The organism is Pontibacter sp. MBLB2868, from assembly GCF_051904785.1.
GTDB lineage: Bacteria > Bacteroidota > Bacteroidia > Cytophagales > Hymenobacteraceae > Pontibacter.
On sequence record NZ_CP196710.1, the window covers coordinates 1,621,113 to 1,645,801 of the forward strand.

General features: G+C 44.6%; 20 protein-coding genes. 7 read left to right on the plus strand and 13 right to left on the minus strand.

From position 1 onward, the window contains the following. Nucleotides 1-9: 9 nt before the first annotated feature. The 3 genes from ACSX1A_RS06940 to ACSX1A_RS06950 are packed head-to-tail and all read right to left on the minus strand — an operon-like array spanning nt 10 to nt 4,862. Nucleotides 10-1,953: an AAA domain-containing protein gene (locus ACSX1A_RS06940; RefSeq protein WP_439882894.1), complete on the minus strand. Its 1,944-nt coding sequence runs from the start codon at nt 1,951-1,953 to the stop codon at nt 10-12. A gap of 23 nt (nt 1,954-1,976) precedes the next feature. Continuing rightward, nucleotides 1,977-2,543, minus strand: coding sequence for a hypothetical protein (locus tag ACSX1A_RS06945; RefSeq protein ID WP_439882895.1), 567 nt, complete (start codon nt 2,541-2,543; stop codon nt 1,977-1,979). 54 nt (nt 2,544-2,597) lie between these two features. After that, the gene (locus tag ACSX1A_RS06950; protein WP_439882896.1) at nt 2,598-4,862 is read right to left on the minus strand and encodes an efflux RND transporter permease subunit; all 2,265 of its coding nucleotides are present in this window, start codon (nt 4,860-4,862) and stop codon (nt 2,598-2,600) included. 110 nt (nt 4,863-4,972) lie between these two features. Between ACSX1A_RS06950 and ACSX1A_RS06955 the strand changes: the two genes are divergently transcribed. The 3 genes from ACSX1A_RS06955 (at nt 4,973) to ACSX1A_RS06965 (ending at nt 6,996) form a co-directional block, all read left to right on the plus strand. Next, nucleotides 4,973-5,242 (plus strand): hypothetical protein, encoded by a 270-nt coding sequence (locus ACSX1A_RS06955; protein WP_439882897.1) that lies wholly within the window; start codon nt 4,973-4,975, stop codon nt 5,240-5,242. Nucleotides 5,243-5,384: 142 nt separating this feature from the next. Continuing rightward, a complete protein-coding gene (locus tag ACSX1A_RS06960; RefSeq protein ID WP_439882898.1) occupies nt 5,385-6,179 on the plus strand; it encodes a thymidylate synthase in 795 nt (264 codons plus the stop codon). Between the two features lie 49 nt (nt 6,180-6,228). Beyond that, the gene (locus tag ACSX1A_RS06965; protein ID WP_439882899.1) at nt 6,229-6,996 is read left to right on the plus strand and encodes an MBL fold metallo-hydrolase; all 768 of its coding nucleotides are present in this window, start codon (nt 6,229-6,231) and stop codon (nt 6,994-6,996) included. Nucleotides 6,997-7,072: 76 nt separating this feature from the next. Here ACSX1A_RS06965 and ACSX1A_RS06970 read toward each other — a convergent pair whose 3' ends face one another. The 6 genes from ACSX1A_RS06970 to ACSX1A_RS06995 all read right to left on the minus strand — a co-directional run bounded on the left by ACSX1A_RS06970 (nt 7,073) and on the right by ACSX1A_RS06995 (nt 15,495). Beyond that, nucleotides 7,073-8,134, minus strand: a complete 1,062-nt coding sequence (locus tag ACSX1A_RS06970) for an oxidoreductase (RefSeq protein WP_439882900.1) — start codon at nt 8,132-8,134, stop codon at nt 7,073-7,075. Nucleotides 8,135-8,235: 101 nt separating this feature from the next. After that, on the minus strand, nt 8,236-9,402 hold the full coding sequence (locus ACSX1A_RS06975) for a Gfo/Idh/MocA family protein (protein ID WP_439882901.1): 1,167 nt from the start codon (nt 9,400-9,402) through the stop codon (nt 8,236-8,238). Between the two features lie 245 nt (nt 9,403-9,647). Next, nucleotides 9,648-12,764 (minus strand): M4 family metallopeptidase, encoded by a 3,117-nt coding sequence (locus ACSX1A_RS06980; RefSeq protein ID WP_439882902.1) that lies wholly within the window; start codon nt 12,762-12,764, stop codon nt 9,648-9,650. A gap of 347 nt (nt 12,765-13,111) precedes the next feature. Then, on the minus strand, nt 13,112-13,939 hold the full coding sequence (locus tag ACSX1A_RS06985; RefSeq protein ID WP_439882903.1) for an aminotransferase class IV: 828 nt from the start codon (nt 13,937-13,939) through the stop codon (nt 13,112-13,114). 66 nt (nt 13,940-14,005) lie between these two features. Further along, the gene (gene dprA, locus ACSX1A_RS06990) at nt 14,006-15,127 is read right to left on the minus strand and encodes a DNA-processing protein DprA (protein ID WP_439882904.1); all 1,122 of its coding nucleotides are present in this window, start codon (nt 15,125-15,127) and stop codon (nt 14,006-14,008) included. A 20-nt stretch (nt 15,128-15,147) separates the two neighbouring features. Beyond that, nucleotides 15,148-15,495 (minus strand): MerR family transcriptional regulator, encoded by a 348-nt coding sequence (locus ACSX1A_RS06995; protein WP_439882905.1) that lies wholly within the window; start codon nt 15,493-15,495, stop codon nt 15,148-15,150. A 201-nt stretch (nt 15,496-15,696) separates the two neighbouring features. On the opposite strand from ACSX1A_RS06995, the gene alaS reads away from it, so the two are divergent. From alaS to ACSX1A_RS07010, 3 genes are all read left to right on the plus strand, one after another. Then, nucleotides 15,697-18,333, plus strand: a complete 2,637-nt coding sequence (alaS, locus tag ACSX1A_RS07000; RefSeq protein WP_439882906.1) for an alanine--tRNA ligase — start codon at nt 15,697-15,699, stop codon at nt 18,331-18,333. 82 nt (nt 18,334-18,415) lie between these two features. Continuing rightward, nucleotides 18,416-19,873: an Asp-tRNA(Asn)/Glu-tRNA(Gln) amidotransferase subunit GatB gene (gene gatB, locus ACSX1A_RS07005; protein WP_439882907.1), complete on the plus strand. Its 1,458-nt coding sequence runs from the start codon at nt 18,416-18,418 to the stop codon at nt 19,871-19,873. A gap of 9 nt (nt 19,874-19,882) precedes the next feature. Beyond that, entirely contained in the window at nt 19,883-21,001 is a 1,119-nt protein-coding gene (locus ACSX1A_RS07010) for a redoxin domain-containing protein (protein ID WP_439882908.1), read from the plus strand. 71 nt (nt 21,002-21,072) lie between these two features. On the opposite strand, the gene ACSX1A_RS07015 is transcribed toward ACSX1A_RS07010, so the two are convergent. Genes ACSX1A_RS07015 through ACSX1A_RS07025 form a run of 3 tightly spaced genes read right to left on the minus strand, consistent with a single transcriptional unit; the run spans nt 21,073 to nt 22,944 of the window. Continuing rightward, the gene (locus ACSX1A_RS07015) at nt 21,073-21,690 is read right to left on the minus strand and encodes a hypothetical protein (protein ID WP_439882909.1); all 618 of its coding nucleotides are present in this window, start codon (nt 21,688-21,690) and stop codon (nt 21,073-21,075) included. Between the two features lies 1 nt (nt 21,691). Continuing rightward, nucleotides 21,692-22,228, minus strand: a complete 537-nt coding sequence (locus ACSX1A_RS07020; protein WP_439882910.1) for an acyl-CoA thioesterase — start codon at nt 22,226-22,228, stop codon at nt 21,692-21,694. A 56-nt stretch (nt 22,229-22,284) separates the two neighbouring features. Continuing rightward, nucleotides 22,285-22,944: a protein-L-isoaspartate(D-aspartate) O-methyltransferase gene (locus ACSX1A_RS07025; RefSeq protein WP_439882911.1), complete on the minus strand. Its 660-nt coding sequence runs from the start codon at nt 22,942-22,944 to the stop codon at nt 22,285-22,287. Nucleotides 22,945-23,132: 188 nt separating this feature from the next. On the opposite strand from ACSX1A_RS07025, the gene ACSX1A_RS07030 reads away from it, so the two are divergent. Beyond that, a complete protein-coding gene (locus tag ACSX1A_RS07030) occupies nt 23,133-23,717 on the plus strand; it encodes a riboflavin synthase (protein WP_439882912.1) in 585 nt (194 codons plus the stop codon). Nucleotides 23,718-23,753: 36 nt separating this feature from the next. Here ACSX1A_RS07030 and ACSX1A_RS07035 read toward each other — a convergent pair whose 3' ends face one another. Continuing rightward, nucleotides 23,754-24,689: a DUF4249 family protein gene (locus ACSX1A_RS07035; RefSeq protein WP_439882913.1), complete on the minus strand. Its 936-nt coding sequence runs from the start codon at nt 24,687-24,689 to the stop codon at nt 23,754-23,756.

Sequence of the window (24,689 nt, forward strand, 5' to 3'; positions counted from 1 at the left end):
TCCTACACTTTAAGGCATCAGTTCGGATAGTTCCCAGGCACTTCGATAGGCATGTATACTTTCTACGTAAGATAGGAAGCTAGCGTAGAAAGGATGCTGGCTAAGGGTGGCACTATCACCCACGATCACCAGCTTTTTCTTAGCGCGGGTCATTGCCACATTCATGCGACGGATGTCAGCCAGAAAACCGATCTCACCCTGTTCATTGCTGCGCGTCATGCTGATGTAAATGATATCGCGCTCCTGCCCCTGGAAACTATCCACCGTACCAACTGACAAATGGCGTAGCTGTCGCAGCTCATGGAGTTGCGGTATATGCTCAATCCTGTCCTCCAGGTAATTGATCTGGGCCCTGTAAGGCGATATAACTCCAATCTGAAGGTGCTCCACTTCCTCGTCAGCATGCGAGTAGTCCTTTAACAAGTGAGTTAGGTGGTTAAGTAATAAATTGGCTTCGTCAGGATTGGCTGAGCTCTGCCTTTCCGGAGAATCTTCCTCATAATAACCGCAACCTGCCGTATCAACAAACTCAACAGCAAAGCCAGCCGGAAAATGCGGCATAAACTCATGCAGATCACTGCTGTGTACACTTTCATGCGCCATCAGTTCACCGTGATAGAACTGCTGGTTAGAAAACTCCATGATGTGGTGGTGCATACGGTACTGCGTTTTTAGCATCACCGCCAGTCCTGGTTGTCGTTCGATACACTTTTCAAAAAGCGTTTTGATCAGTCCGCCCTTTTCTGCTTCAAACGACTTAACAGTAGGAGGGAGCTGGCAGTGGTCTCCTGCCAATACAACCCGCTTTGCCCTCGTGATCGGGATCCAGCAGGCAGGCTCCAGCGCTTGTGCGGCCTCATCTATAAACACCGTGTCGTACTCCAGGTGCCGTATCGCTTTATTTGCAGCACCTACTAGGGTACAGGTAATTACTTCCACGTTGTTTAGCAGATCCTCGGTTATATATTCTTCCACACGATCTGCCTCATCGAGCAGGCGCCGGCTTTCTGCTTTGTAAAACTGCCGTTGCGCCCTTTCTTCATGCCCAAAGTTACGCTTGTACTGGAAGGCGAGCCGTTTATACTCAGCGGCTGTTTTCCGGTAATCCTTCAGGTTTTTATAAGACCGGTGGTTCATGATCTGAGCATCTAATGTGTGCTCCAACAGCACATCCGATACCCTGGACGGATTCCCTATCCGAATAACGTTAACACCTTCATTCGCCAGCTTTTCAGTAAGCAGGTCAACAGCAGTGTTTGAGGGCGCTGTAACTAGTAACAGCTTTTGTGTTTCAAGTGATTTGAGAATAGCTTGTACAAGGGTAGTTGTTTTACCAGTACCCGGCGGACCATGAATTATAGCAACATCTTTTGCCTGAATGATCTTGGTTACCGCCTCGTTCTGAGAAGGGTTCAAAGAAGGTATAGGAGCCATTTTCTCATCAGTAAAGCGAGGGGCCGCATCACCTAACAGTATATCCCGTAACTCTGCCAGACGTGTTTTATAGGCGTCAATTACCTTTTTCATGGCTATCTCCATTTCACGATAGCTCATTTCGTCGAAAGTCAGGTCAATACCAAGGCGGCCTTCGTCTATCCAGTCAGGAAGGTCTTCTTTGTTAGTGGCCAGAAGTACTTTGTTGCGTTTTAATCCAACAATAACTCCATTCAGGCTCAGCCTCTCTCCGTTGTTTGTGAAAAGAGAGGCAGCTTTGCCGGTTTGAAACAGGTGTAATTCATCCCGGTCCTTTGTTCGTTCAAGTTCCAGAACCACCTTGTTCCCAAAGCCTAATTCTTCTTTTGTAATCGTGACAGGATACCAGCAAAATCCCATTGCTTTACGTTCGGCAATAGTGCTTTTCAGGCTCTTAATTTTGTATTGCTGGCGATCCTCTTCCTGTTCTATTTTAAGGAGTTCCTGTACCTGCCTCAGTTCTAATAAAATCTCACTCATGTATGTTTAAAAAGGAGGCTGGGTTATACTTTCTTCTTTTTCCGGCCGGTTGCGAGCGCCTTGTTTAATCGCACCTGTAAGAACACAGCATAGAGTAACAGCAGAAATGCCACACCAGCTATAATTGCAATCACCTGATCTTTACCATACCGCAAGTCAGATGATTCCTGTACCTGAATGTTAAGATCTGCCACCTCCCGCTCTTTTTTCTTTAGCTGCACCTGCAGCATTTTTATCTGACTCTGTAAATCGCTGATCCTGGAATCTATTATTCGCTGGTCTTCGCGCACTATTTTGCCCTCTCGCTGGCTATCAACTGTAGTTACAGCCATTTGCCTGATCGTAGCTTCTTTTACGGCCGCGATCAATTCCGAGTCGGTGTTGATGATCTTCTTTAATGTTCCGATGATCTGGAGCAGGTCACTTTTAGATTTTTTACCCCAGAAATTACTATTCTGCTTGTTATAGTACTGGTACTCCATCACGAGTTGCTCCCGCTCATTCATCAGATTGGTTAGCTTATCATCCTGCGCTTTTGCACTCACAAAACCCAGGCACATCATCCCGATTATCACTAGCTTTTTCATCATATACTCCTGAACATTGTCTATTAATCTACACGCAAATATGAGCATCTTATTGGACTAGCCCCTAAATTTTTTTCCGGGCTTATAAAAATAGAGGATCAGTACAGGTAATAAAAAGAGGTCAGCGATAACGGCAAACAGCAGGGTGAGGCTTACAAAAAGACCTACGTAAAAGGTACCGTCAAAAGAGGAAAATACCAGCGTCATAAATCCACCCATCAGAATACAGGAGGTAATAATTATAGCCTTGCCAGCAGAAATAAACGAACGTTTGATGGCATAGGGCAAGGACTTACCGGCATTAAGCTCGAGCTTTAGTTTACTAAGAAAATGGATCGTATCGTCAACGGCTATTCCAAAAGCAATGGTAAAGATAATAGACACAGAAACTGTAAGATTTATGCCCAGAAAGCCCATTATCCCCCCGATCATTAGCAGCGGAATGATATTGGGCACCAGCGAAATTAAAACCATCCTGAAAGAGCGAAATATCATCCCTACAATCAAGGCAATCACTCCAAATGCTATCAGCAGCCCCTGCATCATGTTCATTGTCACGTACTCATTGTTTTTGTCGAGTAGCAGGGCGCTGCCTGTGAGTCTTGTCCGGAGATACTGAGGGTTAACATGACTGGAAATGAACGCGCGAAGTGAATCATTCAGATCGGTTGCCGCAGCACTACCTATATCTGTCATTTTACCTGTAAGCCTGCCTTCTGTAGCATCCGGAGTAACGACATTGCGCAGTTCGCTTCTGTTCTTGAAAGTTTCAAGTTGCCTACGGATACGCTGCAGTTGTTGTTTATTTGCTGGAAGTCTGTAATAGTCGTTCAGCCCTCCGTTCTGCGCCCTGTTAATTGTTTTTACTAAAGTGACCGGAGAAGTTATAAAATTTAGTCCGTAAGAATTGTAAAGGTAGCGCTCAATCTCATCAATTTCTTTGAGCACCTCATAATCATATACCGAATGGCCGGGAGCTGCTATCAGATGTAGTTCAAAGGGACGAACACCGGAGAACTTCTGCTCAAAATACTTAAAGTCAAGTATGATCGGGTCCTCATCGCCAAGGTCTTCCAACAGTGTCGTATCTACCTTGATCATGCTGATACCAACCAGGCTGATGAGGGTTAAACCCGCGCTGACTGAAAGGATAAGAGCTGGTTTACGGAGTATGTAACGCAACATACGGCGCAGCATAATTGGCCAGGATATGGTTTTGTAGCGCACCTTCTGCGCATCCGGCCTTTTAAGCAAAACTAGCAGCGCAGGCAGCACGGTAAAGGCAAGTACAAAAGCCAGGCCGATGGAAATAGCGGTATAAAGGCCAAAATTGCGGATCGGAACAATTGATGTGGTCAGTAAGGTTAAAAAGCCCACTGCCGTTGTCAGGGACGTAAGCAGCGTTGCAAGTCCCACTTCTCGCATGGTAATTTTTATAGCAGCTATTTTTGGAGTGCCATGGCTAAGCTCTGTCAGGTATCTGGAAAGTATATGAATGACATCTGACATGCCTACCACAAAAATAATTGTTGGCAGCAGCACCGTCATCACATCGATGGGTTTGTTGAAAATCCCCATTGCCCCGAGCCCCCATAAAACAGCCAGTAAAACTATCAAAAGAGGTACCAATACGCCCCACAGTGTCCGGAAGGTAATCCATAGAAAAAGTATAACCAGCAGGATAGAAGCTGACATGAACAGGACTAATTCTACCTGCATTTTCTCAATAAACACAGACTGGGCCAAAGCTTTACCGGCAATATGATGTTCCTGCAAGCCCAGGGCGTCGAGTTCCTGGTATAAAGCAGTCATCAGCGTATCGCTAGCACCTTTACCCAGGTCATCCGTAGTTTGAACGAAAAGAGAAACCGAAGTAGCGTCTTCCGAAAAGAGGGTACCCACCAGCCCTGCAGTACTGTAGATCAACGCTGAATCCTGGCTGAACCGTTCCGGCTCTTCCGGGTGCAGGTAAGGTATCTCAAAATATCCGAACTGCTCAATCACAGGACTTTTAACGGTAGTAGGAGAGAGCACCGATTCCACATGCGGCTGCCGCTGAATAAAGCGGGTCAGGCTATCCACTTTTGTCAGAAACTGCTGGTCGAAAAGGCTTCCCTTATTATCCAGACCAATCAGAATGTAATCATTATCGTTACCAAACTTATCCCGGTAACTGAAGTAGTAAGCCAGGTCAGGGTCGCCTTTCGGGAAAAAATTATCGAAGTTATAATCGAAGCGTAACTTGGAGGCGTAATAAACACTTACAGCCGTTAACAGGGCTACAAGCAGTAATACCAGGTAACTTATCTTTTTGTAATTCAAACTTACTAGCTGATTGATAAAATCATTTGATATTTGACGAAGAAACGTACTTTTACGAATGAACAACTAAAGGTAGTTCGATTTGTTTTAACGAAATAAAGCAAAGAAGCATGAAAAAAATTATTCTTACATTAGCTTTTGCCGGGTTTGCCTTTACCACAACTCTAGCACCTGCCTATGCCTGCGAAGGGGGTAAGTGCACCAAAGAGCATGCACAACAAAACAGTGCCAAAACAAAAAAAGGCAAAAAAGCTGTGAAGGAAGAGAGCTGCCATATGGCTTCGTCCTCCTCTGAAAAAGGCAAGTCCTGCTGCATGAAAAAAGAGGAAACCAAAACAGAAGCATCCAAAGCAGCAAAGGAAACAAAAGCGCAGCGCTAGTTGTGCAAATACTTTATTAAAAGGCTTTCTGTACTCCAGGAGGCCTTTTATGCTTAAAAACATCCTCACATTTTTAGAATGCACGCCCCACCAATCCGATTTTTCATATTATATTTAGATTTCGGCAGAACATACATAAACCATGAAACAGTATTTAGACCTGATGCAGCATATCCTGGATAACGGGATTAAAAAAGAAGATAGAACAGGTACCGGTACGCTCAGTATTTTTGGTTACCAGATGCGTTTTAACCTGGAAGATGGTTTTCCTCTAGTTACTACCAAAAAAGTGCACCTCCGATCCATCATTCATGAGTTGTTATGGTTTTTGAAAGGCGACACCAACATCCGGTATCTTACAGACAACAAGGTATCCATCTGGGATGAATGGGCAGATGAGAATGGCGATCTTGGTCCTGTTTACGGTTCACAGTGGCGTAGCTGGCCTACTCCGGATGGCCGCCACATAGACCAGATTTCTCAGGTAGTTAATCAGCTGAAAAATAATCCTGATTCCAGACGCATTATTGTCAGTGCCTGGAACGTGGCCGAAATTGAGAATATGAAGTTGCCTCCATGTCATGCATTTTACCAGTTTTATGTAGCGGAGGGTAAGCTATCGTGCCAATTATACCAGCGTTCTGCCGATGTATTTTTAGGAGTTCCCTTCAACATTGCCTCTTATGCACTTCTAGTTTTAATGATGGCACAGGTAACTGGATTGAAGCCGGGTGAATTTATCTGGACAGGAGGGGACACACACCTTTACCAGAATCACCTGGAGCAGGCGCAGCTTCAGCTTACACGTGAACCGAAGGCATTACCTACAATGGAACTTAACCCCGAGGTCAAAAATATATTTGATTTTAGTTTTGAAGATTTCAAGCTGGTGAACTATGATTCGTATCCCGGCATAAAAGCACCTGTGGCTGTTTAAACATTATGGACCAAGCATAGTTTAATACAGAAATCAAAAATCATAGACCATGAAACAAAAGATCCTGTTTGCACTGCTTTTTAGCTTCATAATATTTCAGGCAAGCGCCCAGCAACGTGCCACACCAGATACTATCAAAACAAATAAAGGACCACTTACCATCCAACCTATTATGCATGGTTCGCTGGTACTAAACTGGAATGGAAAAACAATTTATGTTGATCCTTATGGTGGAGCAGAAGCTTACCAGGGACTGACCAAGCCAGACCTGATCCTGATAACTGACATTCATGGCGACCACCTGGATAAAAAGACTTTGGACGGTTTAGAAACCGGAAAAGCAATTTTTGTTGTACCCCAGGCTGTGATGGATCAGTTGCCGGAGCAGTATAAAAGCCAGGCCCGTGTATTAGCAAATGGTGCAAACATGGATGCGGCAGGTATTCCGATCAAAGCAATTCCGATGTATAACCTGCCAGAAACTGAAGATGCCAAGCATACCAAGGGAAGAGGCAATGGTTATATACTTGACCTGGGAGGCAAAAACGTGTATATCTCCGGCGACACTGAAGACATCCCGGAAATGCGTGCACTCAAAAATATTGATGTGGCTTTTGTGTCCATGAACTTACCCTATACCATGAATATCGACCAGGCAGCCAGTGCCGTTCTGGAATTTAAGTCGAAGATCATTTACCCGTATCATTACCGCGGTCAAAACGGGTTCAGCGATGTAGAAGCGTTTAAGAACATGGTAAGTGCAAAAAATAAAAAGATCGATGTCAGGCTTAAAGACTGGTACCCCCAGAAACAGTAATTTAAAAGTATACAAGCAAAAACGCACAGGTTAAGGCCTGTGCGTTTTTGCTTGCATACTATTTAGGAAGTAGTAATTAGCTGAAAGCTATTCTTCTTTTCTCTTCGCTGCTTTGCATAGCCAGTTCAATAATTCGTATTGTGTTTCGGGCCTGCTCTGGTTTAACGTTTAACTCCTCTTCACCGGCAATAGCTTTATAAAGGTTTTGGTATAAGCCCGTATAATCACCTCGCTCACTCTCTATTTTACCTTTAACCTGCAGGCCTTTTATACTTGTGTTTATGTTTCCCCAGATTTCCTCAGGTTCAATGCCCCAGTTTGCAGCACCTGCAGGACTTAAACCTGCCTTTAAGGCGTCTTCCTGTATATCCAGGCCATACTTCACAAATGAGCCCTGATCACCTGAAAGCCTGTAACGCGGTGTCGGCTCTTTAACCAGCATCCCTGCTTTCAGTATTACTTTTAAATGCGCATAATGCAGCACCACGTCAAAATTATCAATCACTTCAGAGCCTTTTCTCTGAATCCTCACATCTCCCATAACTTCCTGTGGAATTCCAAATAAGTATAAAGCCTGGTCTATCAGGTGAGAGCCAAGGTCATACAAAATACCGCTTCCAGGGTGTGCCTCCTCTTTCCAGGTATCTTCTTTAATAAAATTTCTGAATCTGTCGAAATGCGCCTCATACTCTACCAGGTTGCCTAGTAAACCGCTATCAATAAGTTTGGAAACCGTTTTAAAATCACTGTCCCAGCGCCTGTTCTGGTACACGGATAATACTTTTCCTTTCTCCTGGGCAAGCCGGATCAACTCATCTGCTTCTGCGGTGGTAGTGGTAAAAGGTTTATCCACCAACACATGTTTCCCAGCAAGCAAGGCTTCTTTAGCCAACTGGAAGTGGGTAGTATTTGGTGTGGCTAAAACAACCAGGTCAATGTTTTCATCAGAAAGTATAGCTCCTGTCGTATCTACAATTATCGCCTCAGGATAACGAGTATTTGCCAGTTCCACATTCTCAGGCCGTGTTTCCCGGATCATTTTAAGATTAAACCCAGGTACAAGGGATATGAATGGAGCATGAAAAACCTGACCGGCCATTCCAAACCCAACCAGCCCCACGTTTATTTTATTTTGCATAGTTTATCGAAGTCAGAAGAAACGTATAAAGGCTAAACTACTAAAGAATTTCATAACGAGCGATGTCCTTTGAAGGCATTTGCAGGAGTCAGATACTTAGTTTACCCTATTTTCACTTTATTACCGGTTCTGGCAGCCTCATATATAGCCATTAGTATACGCACATCCCTTAAACCCATTTCGCCTGGCACCCTGGATTGTTTGTCTTCCAGAATACAGGTTGCAAACGCATCCATCTGGCGTGCTTGTTGATTTACATTCGGCAAATTCATCGGACCATCGCTGGTTCGGCCCCGGATGCCACCGTAACCGAAGGAGGGTTGGAGTTCCCACCAGCCACGCTCCGCTTTCCCGTACAAGCGACTTGCGCTATCATTATAGCTGCTACTGCAATCAGCAACTGCACCATCAGGAAACTCCATTTGCCACTTTATTGATTGCTCAACTTCATCAAAATAATCCGGCCGTGTAACTTCATCAAAATTGGCAGTAACAGCAATGGGCTCCTGCCCTAAGGTATAAATAGCGCCCTGCACACAGTAGATGCCCAGATCCATTAACGGTCCACCACCGGCCAACTCTTTATCTAGCCGCCAACTGGACGGATCCCTTTGAAAGACGAAACTATCTGCAGCTTCAATCTTCTTGACCGGTCCATAAAGCTCCTGCTGTCCGAGTTCCATCACGCGTTGGTGGTGGGGTTCGAAATGCAGGCGATATCCGATAGAAAGCTTGACATGGTTCCTGTTACAGGCATCAATCATTTGCTGGCAATCCTTGACAGAAGTTGCCATTGGTTTTTCACAAATTACATGTTTTCCTGTTTCAGCTGCTTTAATGGTATATTCGGCATGCATGCCGTTTGGTAAAACAATGTATATGATATCTATATCAGGATTATCCCGGATCTGATCCATTGTCTGATAATTGTACATATTCTTTTCAGAGATGCCATACTTCTTTTGCCATAAACCAGCCTTGGAAGGTGTTCCAGTTACGATTCCTGATAAATAGCATTTCTCAGTTTCCTGAAGCGCTGGAGCCAGTTGATTGGTACTGTAGCGCCCTAAACCAACTAAAGCAACACCTAACTTTTTAACTCCAGATGAAGTGGAATCGTATCTCTTTGATTTATTCCGGGTGATGCCAGCCTGATCTGAGGCAAGGGAAAGTAAGGGCATACCAAAAGCTGTAGCCCCGAGTGCGAAGGAAAAACCCTTCAGGAATTTCCTTCGATTTTGATCTATGTGGTATTTCTGCATTTTCATAGGCAAAGAATTTTAAGAAAAACGACACCTAGAAATTTATATGTGTGATGGATCTAAAATGTTTAATTCATTTAGACTATACCTGGTTATACCCTAAAAGCAGGTAGCTAAAAGTGTAGTATTAGTGAGTGCGTGTTACCAAATGCACTTATGGAAAAGCTTCTGAAAGGAAAATTTACATAAAAGCACAAAACCCCGGTCAAAATGACCGGGGTTTTGCATAAAAATAAACTGTATGTAGGCTGTTATTCCTTCACAATTCTCTGGTGCGTTTCTTTCTGCCCATCATAAATACTGATCAGGTAGATGCCTGAAGGCAATTTAGAAATATCCAGGCGCTGTCCGCTTGCTTTGATATCAGCACGCATCAACTCAACACCTGTCACGCTTAGTACTTTAACTGTAGCGCTTTCTGACGGTGTGTTTATACGAATGTAAGCGTTAGCCGGATTAGGGTAAACAACAACATCCTCGCCGATAGCATCACCTAAAGTTTCAGCTTTAAGGCTGCTGCTTGAAGCACTTGCCATAAGGGCGCTTCCGATATTTACACTATAATCTTCCACTTCACCATAGCTGAAGGTTTCACAAGCAGTCTGGGCAGCGTTGTACTTCATAGAAACTCGCATGCGGGTTTTGCCAAGCAGGGCAGTAGATGGCACTGCTACCGTAGCACTCAGGGTGCTGCTGCTTGAAGAAGAACCACTCACTACCATTTCACCTGCATCATCAAAGTCGCCATCCTGGTTAAAGTCTATCCAGATCTTCCAGTACTCAGTGTAAGCTGTACCAGAAAAACCAGTACTAATATAGATGGTACTGCTACCACCACGTGTAGCCGTTCCAGTAAGTGCAGTATAATCCTTATAACCACCATCATTGCCGGTTGCATTGTTGATACCACCAAACTGTACCAGGTCAATCCACTCGTAGCTGGAGTTGCTGCCTTTAGATGCACAGTAAGTCACGGCTGCGGATGTAGTAGTAAAGGTTGACGAGGAAGAGTAGGCAGAGCTACCACTGGCACATACTGTATTTACTTGATACTCATAGGTTGTGCCGGCACTAAGCCCTGTTGCATTTGCTGATGTACCTGTAACGCTACCGGTTGTCCAGGTAGTTGTACCGGTTGGTCTGAAACGAACATTATAGCTGCTAGCGCCAGAAACTGCACCCCATGATAAAGTGGCAGTTGTTGTCCCAACATTTGATGCCGAAAGGCTGGCAGGAACGGAACAAGTAGGAGCAGGGGCACCAGAGAAGGAAATAGTATAATCCTCTACTTCACCGTAACCAAAAGACTCACAAGCTGATTGTGTGCCATTGTATTTCATGGAAACACGCATACGGGTAGATCCGGTAGCTGTAGAAGCTATTGTCATGTTACCACTCACTGCCGTCTTGCTCAATGCACCACCATCGAAAGCTAATTCACCGGCATCATCAAAATCGCCGTCTTTGTTATAGTCGATCCAGATTTTCCAGTACTCGTTATAAGACGTGCTGGCAAAAGCAGGGGTAAGCGTTACTGCATAAGTACCACCAGCGTTCACACTTACTGTAGTGCCAGTATAGTCTGAGTAACCTGCGGCACCTGATATTTTAGTAAAGCTTCCTACTTTCACACTAGAGATCCACTCATAAGTAGCGTTGTTACCCTGAGATGTACAGTAAGAGATTTCACCATATTTTCCGCCAACACCAACTGCATTCCAGGCATTTGTTGTTTGGATCACTTGTGTGGATCCTGCACCGAAAAGGTCTGTTGCTGACTGTATCGCATAAGTGCGGGCATCAGCATAGGTAGAGTTGGCAGTTAGGTAAACTGACTCTGTACGATAGGCAATTTTAGCAGCATCTGTTATCCCGATTCCTGAAACGCTGTAGCTAACACCCAGGTCGTTAGTACCTGACTTACCTACTGACAAAACATAGAACCAGTGGTTTAATACGCCACTGTTTGTGTGTACACCACCATTATCTGCAGTACCTGTATACCAGTTTGTACCCTTGTAAGTATCCGGCTGGCCCTCTGCCTTTGGATTGCTCATCGAACGAAGCGACGGACGCTGCTTGTCAATGTCCTCGCCAATAAGCCATGTAGATTTAGTTGGAGCGGCAAACTGCTCTACTGCGGCTCCCCATATATCAGAAAAACCTTCGTTCATGGCGCCAGATTCGTTACTGTACACCAGGTCAGCAGTGCTGGAACAAACGGCGTGTCCTATTTCGTGCGCACCTACATCAAGACTTGTTAAAGCGTCAAAACGTGTAGCACCATCACCGTAGGTCATTACAGAACCATTCCAAAACGCATTCTCATAGCTTTTGTCATAATGAACGTAGCTTTTGATCTTTGTTCCGGCATTGTCATAACTGTTACGTCCGTGCTTCAGCTTGAAGTAATCAAACGTCATCTGCGCAGCCCAATGAGCATCCAGTGCTGCATTGTCTTTGGCAGTGTTGTTATACTCGGCAGATGTCCAGGTATTGTCGCCATCCGTAAAATCCGTTGCCGTACTATAATTAGTTGTTGTCTTACAGTTATAAGTTTCTATTCCTGCTCCACGCGTATAATCACGCAGGCGATAAGAACCGCTATAGCTATCAGTGGTCATATTGATAGTACCGGTATAGCGCGTAGTTGCAGATGCCGTTGCAGCGGCATGCTTTATAATTGCATCCTTGAAAACGACATTGCCATTCTGAGCATCTACATACACGTAGTTTCTGCTTAATGGAGTTTGGGCATAAATATCGAATTTCCAGGCAAGCACAGACTTCCCGCTTGTTTCTTTAGCAGAAGGCATGTAATTGTCAATGATCACAAGTTCACCCTTTGGATAAAATGTCGCTTTACGGTCATTCTTAAGCTCCTTTACCCATGCCTCCTGTGCAGGTACCTGCCACATATAAGTTGAGGCTCCAATATAGGCTATTGCATTTGCTAAAGCGGCAGATTCACCTACTGACGGCTTTGTGCTCAGATCATGCAGCTTCTTAAATTCTCCATTGATCGATTGGATAGAGCCGTTCTTGCTGTGCACCATATATGTACCATGCTCAACTTTTACTCCATCATAATACTGTTCAAACTTCTGGTGCATGAAACCGAGCTCATCTTTCTCGACACCAGTTTGTTTCATATTGTCTTTAGCATCTAACTTAAGGTAAGTCCTGAGAACTTCCGAAGCCTGATCAGAGCGATGGACAGCCCCGTTATTACTAAATTCAATAAAGGCCGGGGTTCCGTTAGCGGCCTCTATTTGATTTTTGATCTTTCCGGTTCCCTGGGCATAAGCCCCCGGAACTGTTAAGAGCCCGCTCATAAACAGCGAAGCATAAATGTAAAAGTGTTTCATAAATTAATAGTGTTTAAGGTAAGACGTATTCAAACAAATGCTTTAACATTGCATTACATTTATCTATAATCCAATGCTTTAATTATCAAGATAGGAGGTAAGACTTTAATTGTACAGGAATAACTTGCTTGTTTGGTAACTTTACTTAACCCAACTATTTATATAACGATAATAACTATAGCGTTTATGCTATGTTAAGAATTTACAGGAAGTATAGTAGGCTTTAACAGCTCTTAAGGGTGATAAGGAGGGTCAAGGTTTAAACGCTGACCATGAGCCATTTAATTTAAAAAAGAATTGCTACTAATGACTTGAGTAACAGATTTACTAAGCTAAAAAAAGGTATATTAAAGGGTTGCCTGCTGAAAATTTGTTTGGAGCCAGGCATAAAAAGGAGGGTTAGTAAGGAGTGACTGTTTTGCGAGGTGGGATAATTCGCGGATACCAGTTACATTGGCAGCATACAAGGCATCAGCCTGCAGTAAGGTTTCAACAGGGGCATGTGCTTCCATCAGATCAACTCCTGATGCCTGGCACCACCTGCTTATATTACGGCGTACTATACCATTGACACACCCAGTATCTAAAGGGGAAGTGTACAACACATCATCCTTTAGCCAGAATATATTGGACGAGGTAAGCTCTGCTACATTATCCTGCTGATCCAGCAGGAGCATGTCATCAAAACCAAATTCCAGCTTTTCCTGGCTTGCTACGACATAAACAAGGGAATTAGGACCTTTAAAGTGGGAGAAGGGAGAGTAAATGGTTTTTATTCGTTTACATACTCCTACCTGTAATGCTGAATCAGGTACCTTATTTGCAGTCTGAATTGTGGCAAGCCAGTCTATTTCGTTTGTTGCCGGAGTATAAAGACCAGCACCTGCACGCCAGCACTTTAATTTTAACCGGCCATGCTGTTGTAAATTGTTTTTCAGGGCAAGCGCAAGGAGTGTTTCTTCAACTGCTTTGCTAAAAAAATATGCCGGTAATTCCAGTCGCAACGTTTCAGAGGCTTCCTGCATCCTATCTTTGTGGTCCTGCCAGAAGCGCAGAGCGCCATCCACTACCATTACTGTTTCAAAAAAACCATCATTAAACTGGAAAGCACGGTTAGAGGGGTGCAGTGTAAAATCTTGTTCCGGAATAAAGTGGTTGTTGTAGAGCAGGTGCATGCAGCATTTTTTAGTACTGCTAATATACAGCTTTACGCCATTTGGTAGTATGCTGATTGGTTAAAGTTAAGCCAGCAACGCGAATACTTTACCAGGTTTTGCCTTAATGATGCCTTTAAACTCAAGACCCAATAACACAGAAGCCAAGGCACTTACAGAAAGCTGTGACTTCCAGCTAAGGTTGTCCATGTGTTCTTCCCGGGACTGCTGCAACACATGCAGCACCTTGAGTTCATCAGCATTAAATTCTTCCGGATCGAATGGGGCTTTTGAGCGTGCTCTTGCATCTGCATCATCCTGCTGATCCCAGTTCATCAGTTCCACCAGGTCCTGTACAGAAGTATAAGCCACAGCTTTTAAAGACTTTATCAGGTAATTTGTTCCCTCAGATACCGGGGAGGTGATATTTCCGGGCACAGCCATTACTTCTTTATCATAACCGTGTGCGATGTCGGCCGTGATCAGAGTCCCGCTTTTAAGTGCAGCCTCCACAACAATTGTACAATCTGACATTCCTGCAATGATGCGGTTACGCGCCGGGAAACGAGGAGCATCCGGTTTTGTACCAAAGCTGTTTTCAGTTATCAAACCACCTTGTGATAGCATTTTCTCCGCATACTTGCGGTGCACTGAGGGATAGATAATATCCGGACCGCTTGCCATAACACCAATGGTTGGCAAACCTGCCTGCAACGCTGCCCTGTGTGCTACCACATCCACGCCGTAAGCAAGTCCGCTAACGATCATTGCATTATAGGGCTTTAATTCCTCTACGATCCGTTCGGTAACTGTTTGCCCATAGCTGGTGATCTGGCGCGTACCAACTATGCTGATGATCCGGCGCAGGTTTAAATTGCCATTGCCACGATAGTAAAGCAGTGTTGGGGCATCTGCTATCTGCTTCAACCTATCCGGGTACCTGGAGGAAGTATAGAATAATAGTTCTACACCCTCTTCCCCGGCCCGCTTTACTATTTCCTCCGCCTGCCGTAATGCTGCAGACTTCCCCTCAGCAATTCTTCTGATCAGGACACTACCAACGCCGGGTATCTTTTCCAGTTTACCTGGGGGTACTTCAAATACAGCTTTAGGAGAGCCGCAGTAACTAACCAGTAAACGTGTAAGTTGTGGACCAACTCCATGTAGCCTGGATAAGGCTACAGCATATAGTATCTGATCTTCTGCCATCGTAAGGGCTTACGAGGCTTTTATACTTTAGTGTTCAAATGCTCTTTTATACCCACTAAAAATGCCTTCACTTTCTCAAGCGATTCGATGATCTCTATCTTATCTTTTGTCTGGACAGACTTATTCTTCATCACCTCTTTGGCACCCTGTATCGTATATCCGCGCTCTTTAACGAGATGGTATACAGTCCGCAGCATTTCTATGTCTTTACCGGTATACTGGCGGTTACCTTTCTTGTTCTTCTTAGGGTTAAGCTGTTCAAATTCAGTCTCCCAGAAACGAATCAGGGACGGAGCCACATCAAACATGGCAGCCACTTCACCGATGGTATAGTACTGCTTCTCTATTTCTCTTTCTTTATAAGGCATAGCTTTCTTTCTATATATGATGGAAACACGACTATTTTTTGTGCAGATGTTACTGTTTACGCCTAAAAAATGCTACTTTTGCCTCTATTAGGCCTTTCAGAATGCACCTCTTTTACGTGTTTCGATAAGGCAAAAATTCTATATTTTTTGTTATTAAACAACAAGTATAGCACGAAGTATCTAAATGCTTAATACTCATACATGAATTCAGCTGAGATAAGACAACAGTTTCTCGACTTCTTTGCTTCAAAGCAGCACCAGGTGGTGCCTTCCGCACCGATCGTGGTTAAGGATGATCCAACCTTGATGTTTATTAACTCAGGTATGGCGCCTTTCAAAGATTATTTCCTGGGCAACAAACCTGCACCGTATAAACGCATTGCCGACACGCAAAAGTGTCTCAGGGTAAGTGGTAAGCACAATGACCTGGAAGAAGTAGGATACGACACCTACCACCACACCATGTTTGAAATGCTGGGTAACTGGTCGTTTGGTGATTATTTTAAGAAGGATGCGTTGGAGTGGTCGTGGGAGCTGCTAACGCAAGTATATAAACTGCCAAAAGACAGGCTGTACGTTTCCGTTTTTCAGGGAGACAAATCAGAGAACCTGCCAATGGACCAGGATGCCTATGACATCTGGAAAAGTATGATCGCTGAAGACCGTATTCTGATGGGGTCTAAAAAGGACAACTTCTGGGAAATGGGTGATACAGGGCCTTGTGGTCCGTGTTCCGAAATTCACGTAGACCTTCGCACAGACGAGGAGAGAGCACAGGTGGATGGAAAAACTCTGGTGAACAACGACCACCCTCAGGTAGTTGAGATCTGGAACAACGTATTCATGGAGTTTAACCGCCTGGCTGATGGCTCGTTGGTAAAACTGCCTGCGCAGCACGTGGATACCGGTATGGGTTTCGAGCGTTTGTGTATGGCTATCCAGGGCAAGCGCTCCAACTACGATACCGATGTGTTCCAGCCATTGATCCAGTACGTTGCCAAAGAAGCAGGTGTAACTTATGGGGAGAATGAGAAAACAGACATTGCCATCCGTGTAATCTCGGACCACATTCGTGCCATTGCCTTCACCATTGCCGATGGACAGCTGCCATCAAACAACAAAGCCGGCTATGTTATCCGTCGTATCCTGCGCAGAGCAGTACGTTATGGCTTTACTTTCCTTGACTTCAAAAAGCCGTTCCTATATAAACTGACAGAGGTACTGGCCGAGCAGACAGCACACGTTTTCCCGGAACTGAAACAGCAGCTTGGTTTCGTACAGCGTGTGATCGAGGAAGAGGAGAATGCGTTCCTGCGTACTTTGGAAAATGGTTTGAAGCGTTTGGATGCGCTGGAGGACAAGTTCAAACAAAACGGTAACGTGATTGACGGCAAAAACGCCTTTGAACTGTATGACACCTTTGGTTTCCCCTTGGACCTGACAGCACTGATTGCCCGAGAAAAAGGCTTTACAGTGGATGAAGCTGGTTTTGCGACAGAGATGGAGCAACAGAAGAACCGCTCACGAAACGCTTCAGCCACAGAGCAAAGCGACTGGGTTATACTTAAGCCGGATGTAACTACAGAATTTGTTGGTTATGACTGCAATGTAGTAGACTCACACATTGTGCGTTACCGCCAGGTGAAAGGCAAGAATAAGAGTGAGTACCAGATCGTGCTTGACCGCACGCCTTTCTATGCTGAAAGTGGCGGACAGGTTGGTGATACGGGTTACCTGATCTCAGATTCTGAGCAGGTAGAGGTACTTGACACGAAAAAAGAGAATGACCTTATACTTCACATTACGGCTAAACTGCCACAAAATGTAGAAGCCGGATTCAGCAGTGAGATCGATATTGAGCGCCGTAACTACATACGTAAAAACCATTCTGCTACGCACTTACTGCACGCTGCTTTAAGAAAAGTATTAGGTGAGCACGTTCAGCAGAAAGGATCATTGGTGAACGAGAAAGTGCTGCGTTTCGACTTCTCACATTTTGCCAAAGTAGAAGAGGCACAGTTACGTGAAATAGAGCATATCGTGAATGAGCGTGTGCGCCAGAGCATTCCGCTGGAGGAGCAGCGCAACATGCCAATTGCAGAAGCAAAGGACATGGGTGCCACCGCCCTGTTCGGTGAAAAGTATGGCGAATATGTGCGTGTGATCGCATTTGACCGTGAACATTCGGTTGAGCTTTGTGGAGGTACGCACGTGTATAATACTGGTGAGATCGGCTATTTCAAAATCGTATCCGAGAGTTCTGTTGCTGCCGGCGTTCGTCGTATTGAGGCTATCACTGCCAAAGCAGCGGAAGAATTTGTGCAGGCACAGCTAGACGAACTGCACGCCGTACGTGAAGTACTTAATACGCAAAGCAACGTATCCGGGGCTGTAGAGAAGTTACAGGAAGATAATAAAGCGCTTCAGAAACAACTGGAACAGTTTGAGTTAAAGCAACTGAGCTCATTGAAAGATGCATTGGCAAAAAATGCACAGCAGCTTGACGGTATTAACCTGGTTGCTGAGAAGGTGGATGTGAGTTCATCGGATTACCTGAAAAAGCTTGCCTTTGACATGCGTCAGGTAGTTGATAACCTGGTGCTTGTGCTGGCTGCTGAAATTGATGGGAAACCACAGATCGCTGTTATGCTTTCAGACAACCTGGTGCAGGACAAGAACATGAATGCCAGCCAGATGGTGCGTGAGTTAGCTAAAGAGATTAAAGGTGGTGGAGGCGGTCAGCCATTCTATGCCACAGCAGGCGGAAAAGATGCAGCAGGCCTTAATGCAGTGCCAGGTAAAGCTGTTGAACTTGTAAAGCAAATGATCAAAGCATAAAGAGTAATAATAATGCCGGAGAATAGTTATAAACAGGTAATGCTGAAGGTAAACTATACATCAGGCATTAATTCTTATAAAAATGGATAAAGCGATAAGAGATAAATACCAGGCTATTATTGGTTTGGAAGTACACGCACAGCTTCTTACTGAGAGCAAGGCTTATTCATCCGACTCTACAGAGTATGGCATGATGCCGAACACCAACTTAAGTGAGATTACACTTGGGCACCCGGGTACATTGCCGCGCATTAACAAAAGAGTAGTGGAGATGGCCGTAAAAATGGGTCTGGCTACGAACTGTGACATTACACGCTATAATATTTACGCACGTAAAAATTATTTTTACCCTGACCTTCCGAAGGGCTACCAGATAACGCAGGACAAAACACCGGTATGTACCAGTGGCCATATAGTCGTAAAGGATGCGGAAGGGAATGACAAGCGCATCGGTATTACCCGCATTCACATGGAAGAGGATGCCGGAAAATCCATGCACTTGCCTGGTGAGATAGAGACACTGGTTGACTTTAACCGTGCCGGCGTTCCGCTTATAGAGATCGTGTCTGAACCAGACATCCGCGATTCGGTTGAAGCATACAATTACCTTACAGAGATCAAGCGCCTGGTAAAGTACCTGGACATTTGCGACGGCAATATGGAAGAAGGTTCCCTGCGTTGCGATGCCAACATATCTGTAATGCTGAAGGATTCACCACTTTGGGGTACTAAAGTGGAAGTTAAAAACATGAACTCCTTCCGTAACGTGCAGCGCGCAATCGAGCATGAGATCGAACGCCAGATCATGGTACTGGAAAATGGTGGCAAGGTAGATGGAGAAACCCGCAATTTTGATGCTAATACCGGTTCAACTACCGCTATGCGCTCCAAAGAAACGCTGAATGATTACCGCTATTTCCCGGAGCCGGACCTGCCGCCACTTATTATTGAGCACGAATGGCTGGAAAGTGTGCGTGCTGCCATGCCAAGCCTGCCGCAGGAGTTATATAACCGTTTCGTAAATGATTTAGGGCTTCCTGAGTATGATGCCGCAGTACTGACCGATGCCAAAGAGATAGCTTTGTATTTTGAAGAGTTGTGCAAAGAGACAACAAACTATAAAGCTGCTTCTAACTGGATGATGGGACCTGTAAAGTCGTACCTGAACGAACTTCAGCTGCACATCAAAGACTTCCCGCTGGCACCAGAGCAAATTGCCCAGCTCATTTCCTTAGTAGATGAAAACAAGGTAAGTCACTCGGTTGCATCCAAAAAATTATTCCCTTACATGCTCGAGCATCCCGATACTAACGCTCAGAAAGTTGCTGAGGAGCAAAACCTGTTGCAGGAATCTGACTCAGGAGAACTTGCACAGATTGTGCAGGAAGTGCTGGCAGCAAACCCTGCGAAAGTAGAAGAGTATAAGGCAGGTAAACAGTCATTAGTTGGCATGTTTATGGGAGAGATCATGAAAAAGACCAAAGGCAAAGCTGATCCTAAAGTTGCAAATCAGTTGTTGCGCGAAGGTTTAAACGCTTAATCCAGAGATATGAATATTAGAAACCTCATACTTGCTGCATCTGCAGCAGGAGTTATGGCTAGTTGCCAAAGCAATAAGTCCACGTCAAACGAGACTAATAATTTTACACTCCAGGGTAAAATCGAAAATGCCTCTGGCAAACAGATTTATCTTTATGAACTAGGTGAACAGCAGTTTGAGCCGCGCGATACAGCACAACTTGCTGAGGATGGCACTTTTAAGTTTGAGGGAAATGTAACGGAGCCCACTTTTTACAGAATCTCCCTTGATCAGCAGAACGGTATTATGCTAGTACTCGACAGCGGAAAAATAAAAGTGGATGCTGATGCAAAGGACCTGAACGGTACAGTAAAAGTAGAGGGATCACAGGATTCAGAACTCTTCCAACAGCTGAATAAACTGGTAAATGAATCCAGAATGAAGCAGATGGAACTGGAGCAGCGCTTTAATAAGGCAATGCAGGAAGGCAATGAAGCTGAGGCTGAAAAGATCCGCCAGGAGTATGCTGTTCTACAGCGCAGTGTAAAAGATTTTATTGCCCAGCACCCAAATTCCGTTGTGGCAGCATTCGGTACTGCAAGCCTGATTGACCCGGTTAATGACTTCCCTTTTGCTGATAGTATGGCTACGCTTTTTAGCCAGAACATACCGGGCTCAAAGTATACTGCCATGCTGAACGAGCGTTTAAAGCCCTACCGCAGCACAGCAATAGGCCAGGTAGCACCCGATATCACGCTTGCTACTCCAGGGGGAGAGAATAAATCACTTTCTTCACTGCGCGGTAAGTATGTATTGATTGATTTCTGGGCAAGCTGGTGTGGTCCGTGTCGCAAAGAAAACCCGAATGTTGTAAAAATGTACAACAAGTATAAAAACAAAGGGACAGGCTTTGAAATATATGGCGTCTCCCTGGATCAGTCCAGGGAAAAGTGGTTGGCTGCCATTGAAAAGGATCAGCTTACCTGGCCACATGTGTCTGACCTGAAAGGGTGGGAGAGCAGTGCTGCACAGGCGTATAATATCACAGCAATACCGCAGACCATACTTTTAGATCCGCAGGGCAAGATCATTGCTAAAGGATTACGAGGAGAAGACCTGGAGGCAAAACTAGCCACCTTGCTTGATTAATAGCACAGTGTCCTCATAAAAAAAGCCTATCCAATCCGGATAGGCTTTTTTTATGAGGAACGCTACCTGTTTTACAAGAACATTTGCTGCAAAGCACCCCATAACAATTTCTTCTGGTCTACATCATTTTCAAGCTTTGCCAGTGCCAGAGAGAAAACCACAGGTACATCACCAACCTTAACAGGAGTGTATAACGTGAATTTCTCATGTGGAAGATCAGTATCCAGGCGGCTGGCAAAACTAATGATATAGTTCACCTGCATCTCTTGTTTCAGGTCTTCAAACTTTGCAATGGCTCCTGAAACGTTGTTCAGGTATGCCACATCATCTGATTTCAGACCAATGGCAGACAGTATCTTTTGCAGGAATGCAAGTTCAGGCAGTTTCTGAAACTCTGCTTCAGAAACTGTTACCAGCACTACTACACCTCTGTTATTCTTTCCAATTACATTATACTTCCCGGATGGTGCTGGTTTTTCTGTACCCGGAATTTTAGGAAGTACTGGCGTCTGATGCACAGTTGCTTTCGCAGCTACTGTGGGCAGTTCTTCGGCTACAGGGGCAGCAATGACAGGTGCTTCTTCTGGTGGAACAGGCAATGTTGTATCATCCTTAACCAGGTACAAGGTTTCAGGAAACAGGTTTTTTAAAAACTCATTTGTCAATTGCTCTGCCTGTAGTCCCGCCATTTTAATTTCCTTGTGCGTCTTCTTTTATATCGAAAATAGATCTCAGCTCATTCGCTTCACTTGGTTTCATTCGGCCAGCTAATACCAAACGCAACTGCCGACGACGAAGGGCACCATCATACAGCTTTATCTCCTCTTCCGTCTCTGGTAATGCTTCCGGCACATCAATCGGGTTACCCAACTGATCGACAGCGACAAAGGTGAAGAATGCCTGATTCGACATCATTTTCTTTCCACTCGGTATATCCTCGGCGTACACTACAATATGTACCTCCATAGACGAATTAAATGCACGGGTAACCTTAGCCTCTAATGTAACAACATTACCCAGTTTGATGCTTTCTGAAAAAGATACATTATCAACAGAAGCAGTTACAACGATGCGGTTGGAGTGTTTCTGAGCAGCAATCGCTGATACAATGTCCATCCAGTGCATCATGCGGCCACCCATCAGGTTATGCAGCGTATTGGTGTCATTTGGCAACACCAGCTCGGTCATGATAACGTAAGAATCCTGTACTTTTTTTTGTTTACGCATTTCAGTTATGCCTTATTTGAAGCTGCAAAGATACACCACGGAATTTTAAGGGTAAATTAATTTTCAGAATCCCAGCCGGATTTCCCTAAAAGAGGTACAAATTTAAAGTTTGTAAATTCCTCCTTGGTAAACTCATCAGGCTCTACCCGTGTAATACGCAGCATCTTCTGACTACTTTCACTTCCTACCGGTATCACCAGGCAACCACCCACATTTAACTGCTGTACCAGCGCTTTTGGTACGCCCGGTGCACCCGCGGTTACAATAATTTTGTCGTAGGGTGCATACTTAGGCAAGCCTTGCGACCCATCTCCATGAAAAGTATGAGGCTTAAGGCCATACTTCCGGAAAAACATGAGGGCTTTTTCGTAAAGCGCTCTGTTGTACTCTATGGTGTAAACATGGGGGGTAAGCTGTAGCAACACACTACACTGATAACCGGAGCCTGTACCTATTTCAAGTACTTTATCTGTTGGCTTCAGGTTCAGAAGTTCAGTTTGAAACGCGACAGTATAGGGCTGTGAGATGGTTTGTCCTTCTCCAATCGGGAATGCCTTATCCTGGTATGCCTGCTCAACAAATGCTTTTTCAAAAAAGAAATGCCGGGGTACAGCCTCAATGGCAGCCAGCACACGTGGGTCCCTGATTCCTTTTTCCCGCAAAAGATTGACCAATGCACGGCGCATGCCTTTATGTTTATATGAGTCATTCTGCATTTCTCTATTGTATAAGCTTAATGAGGTTTCTTTCTAAAACAGTCTATTCAGTTATACTGTAGTTGAAAGATATGTTTGCGAAAATAAGCATCTGTTTTATAATTCTCCCTGCTAATCCGGATTAATATACCCCGGAGGGAGCATAAAGAACAGAAACATGTTAAATTTGAGCTTCAAAAGAGATAACTATGTTTACAGGAATTATAGAGGCACTTGGCCGTGTAACAGCTATTCGCGACGAAAATACGAACAAACATTTTACCATTACTTCCCCTTTTACGCACGAACTCAAAATAGACCAGAGCGTAGCTCATAACGGGGTCTGCTTAACAGTAGTAAGTATTACTGATGATGCGTATGTAGTTACGGCTATTGATGAAACGCTTCAAAAAACTAACCTGAACAGCTTAAAGCAAGGTGACCTTGTAAATTTAGAGCGATGCATGGTTGCAAATGGCCGGTTTGACGGGCATGTAGTACAGGGCCATGTTGACCAGACTGCGGTCTGTGAATCAGTGACGGACGAGAACGGAAGTTGGGTGTTTACTTTTCGGTATGATGACCGCAGTGGCAATGTAACTGTTGAAAAAGGTTCTATCTGTGTAAACGGCATTAGCCTGACCGTTTTCAATTCTAAGAGTGACTCATTTTCGGTAGCCATCATTCCTTATACTTACGAGCATACCAACCTGCATACTGTAAAAGCTGGCGACACAGTAAACCTTGAATTTGATATTATCGGCAAGTATGTTGCGCGGTTGCTAGGGAAATAGGCACTAAAATGCGCCATTAAAGCACAGGAGAGCAGGTTATTTTACAATTAATCTGTGATACGAAACACCGTAACCGCCCCAGATGCCAAGCCCGCCCTTTATGTTTGAACGCGTGGTATTAGGAGATCCGATAGGGCTTCCATTGCTATTCTGTTCTCCCTCCAGGGTGCTCCAGAATCGAAAATGATCCAGGTCAATAGCTGCCCATCGTACTGTTACGGTATCCCCCTTGCCAAAATAGCTGTACAAATCCTGATCAATCTCAGCCTGTCCACGCGGTTCCCCGCGATCCAAAGGAAACACTATGGTACCCCCATTGATCAGCTCATCGTTGAAAACGGAGCTGAACAGGCCTGGGTAGTAAGGTTCACTGTTCCGTTTTGTAAAGTACCGCACACTATTCCCGAGAGTGTCCGGGTCCTGGTAACGGTAATACAATATTTTTAAGCTGTCCTGCTCAGGATCAGGGTGAGGCATGGTCCACAGCGAATCTAAGGGATTTAGGCTAGGAATAGTAGTGGTAGCGGTAAGCACCGTACCCTGGTGGCTGATACGAAGACCATAGCTTCCGCCAATTTCTCCTTTAAGCGCATCCGTAGTATATACATAAAAAGGAAAGCCGGTATTGGCTTGCAACAGGGCCACAGGTAAACCAAACTGCATGGAGATGATTTCCTTTTGAGTGTCGGTTAAAGCAGCAGATGCTATTTCGGTTAACGGGTAATTCTGACCACGGTAGCTAACTATAACCTGCGCGTTGTGCAGGAAAGCATTTTCAAGAGCTTGCGCAGACACTTCTGTAAACACAGGAACTGTTCGGGTAAGTATAATAAACGGGGGCAATCCTTGTTCGATGTGCCCTTCTACTACTATCTTTTCTTCACCGGAAGGTATGTCTAGGGTAAGATTTTCTTCGCAGCTTGTTTGTAAGAGCATCAGAACACCCAAAATAAAATTCACTATTCTTTTCAT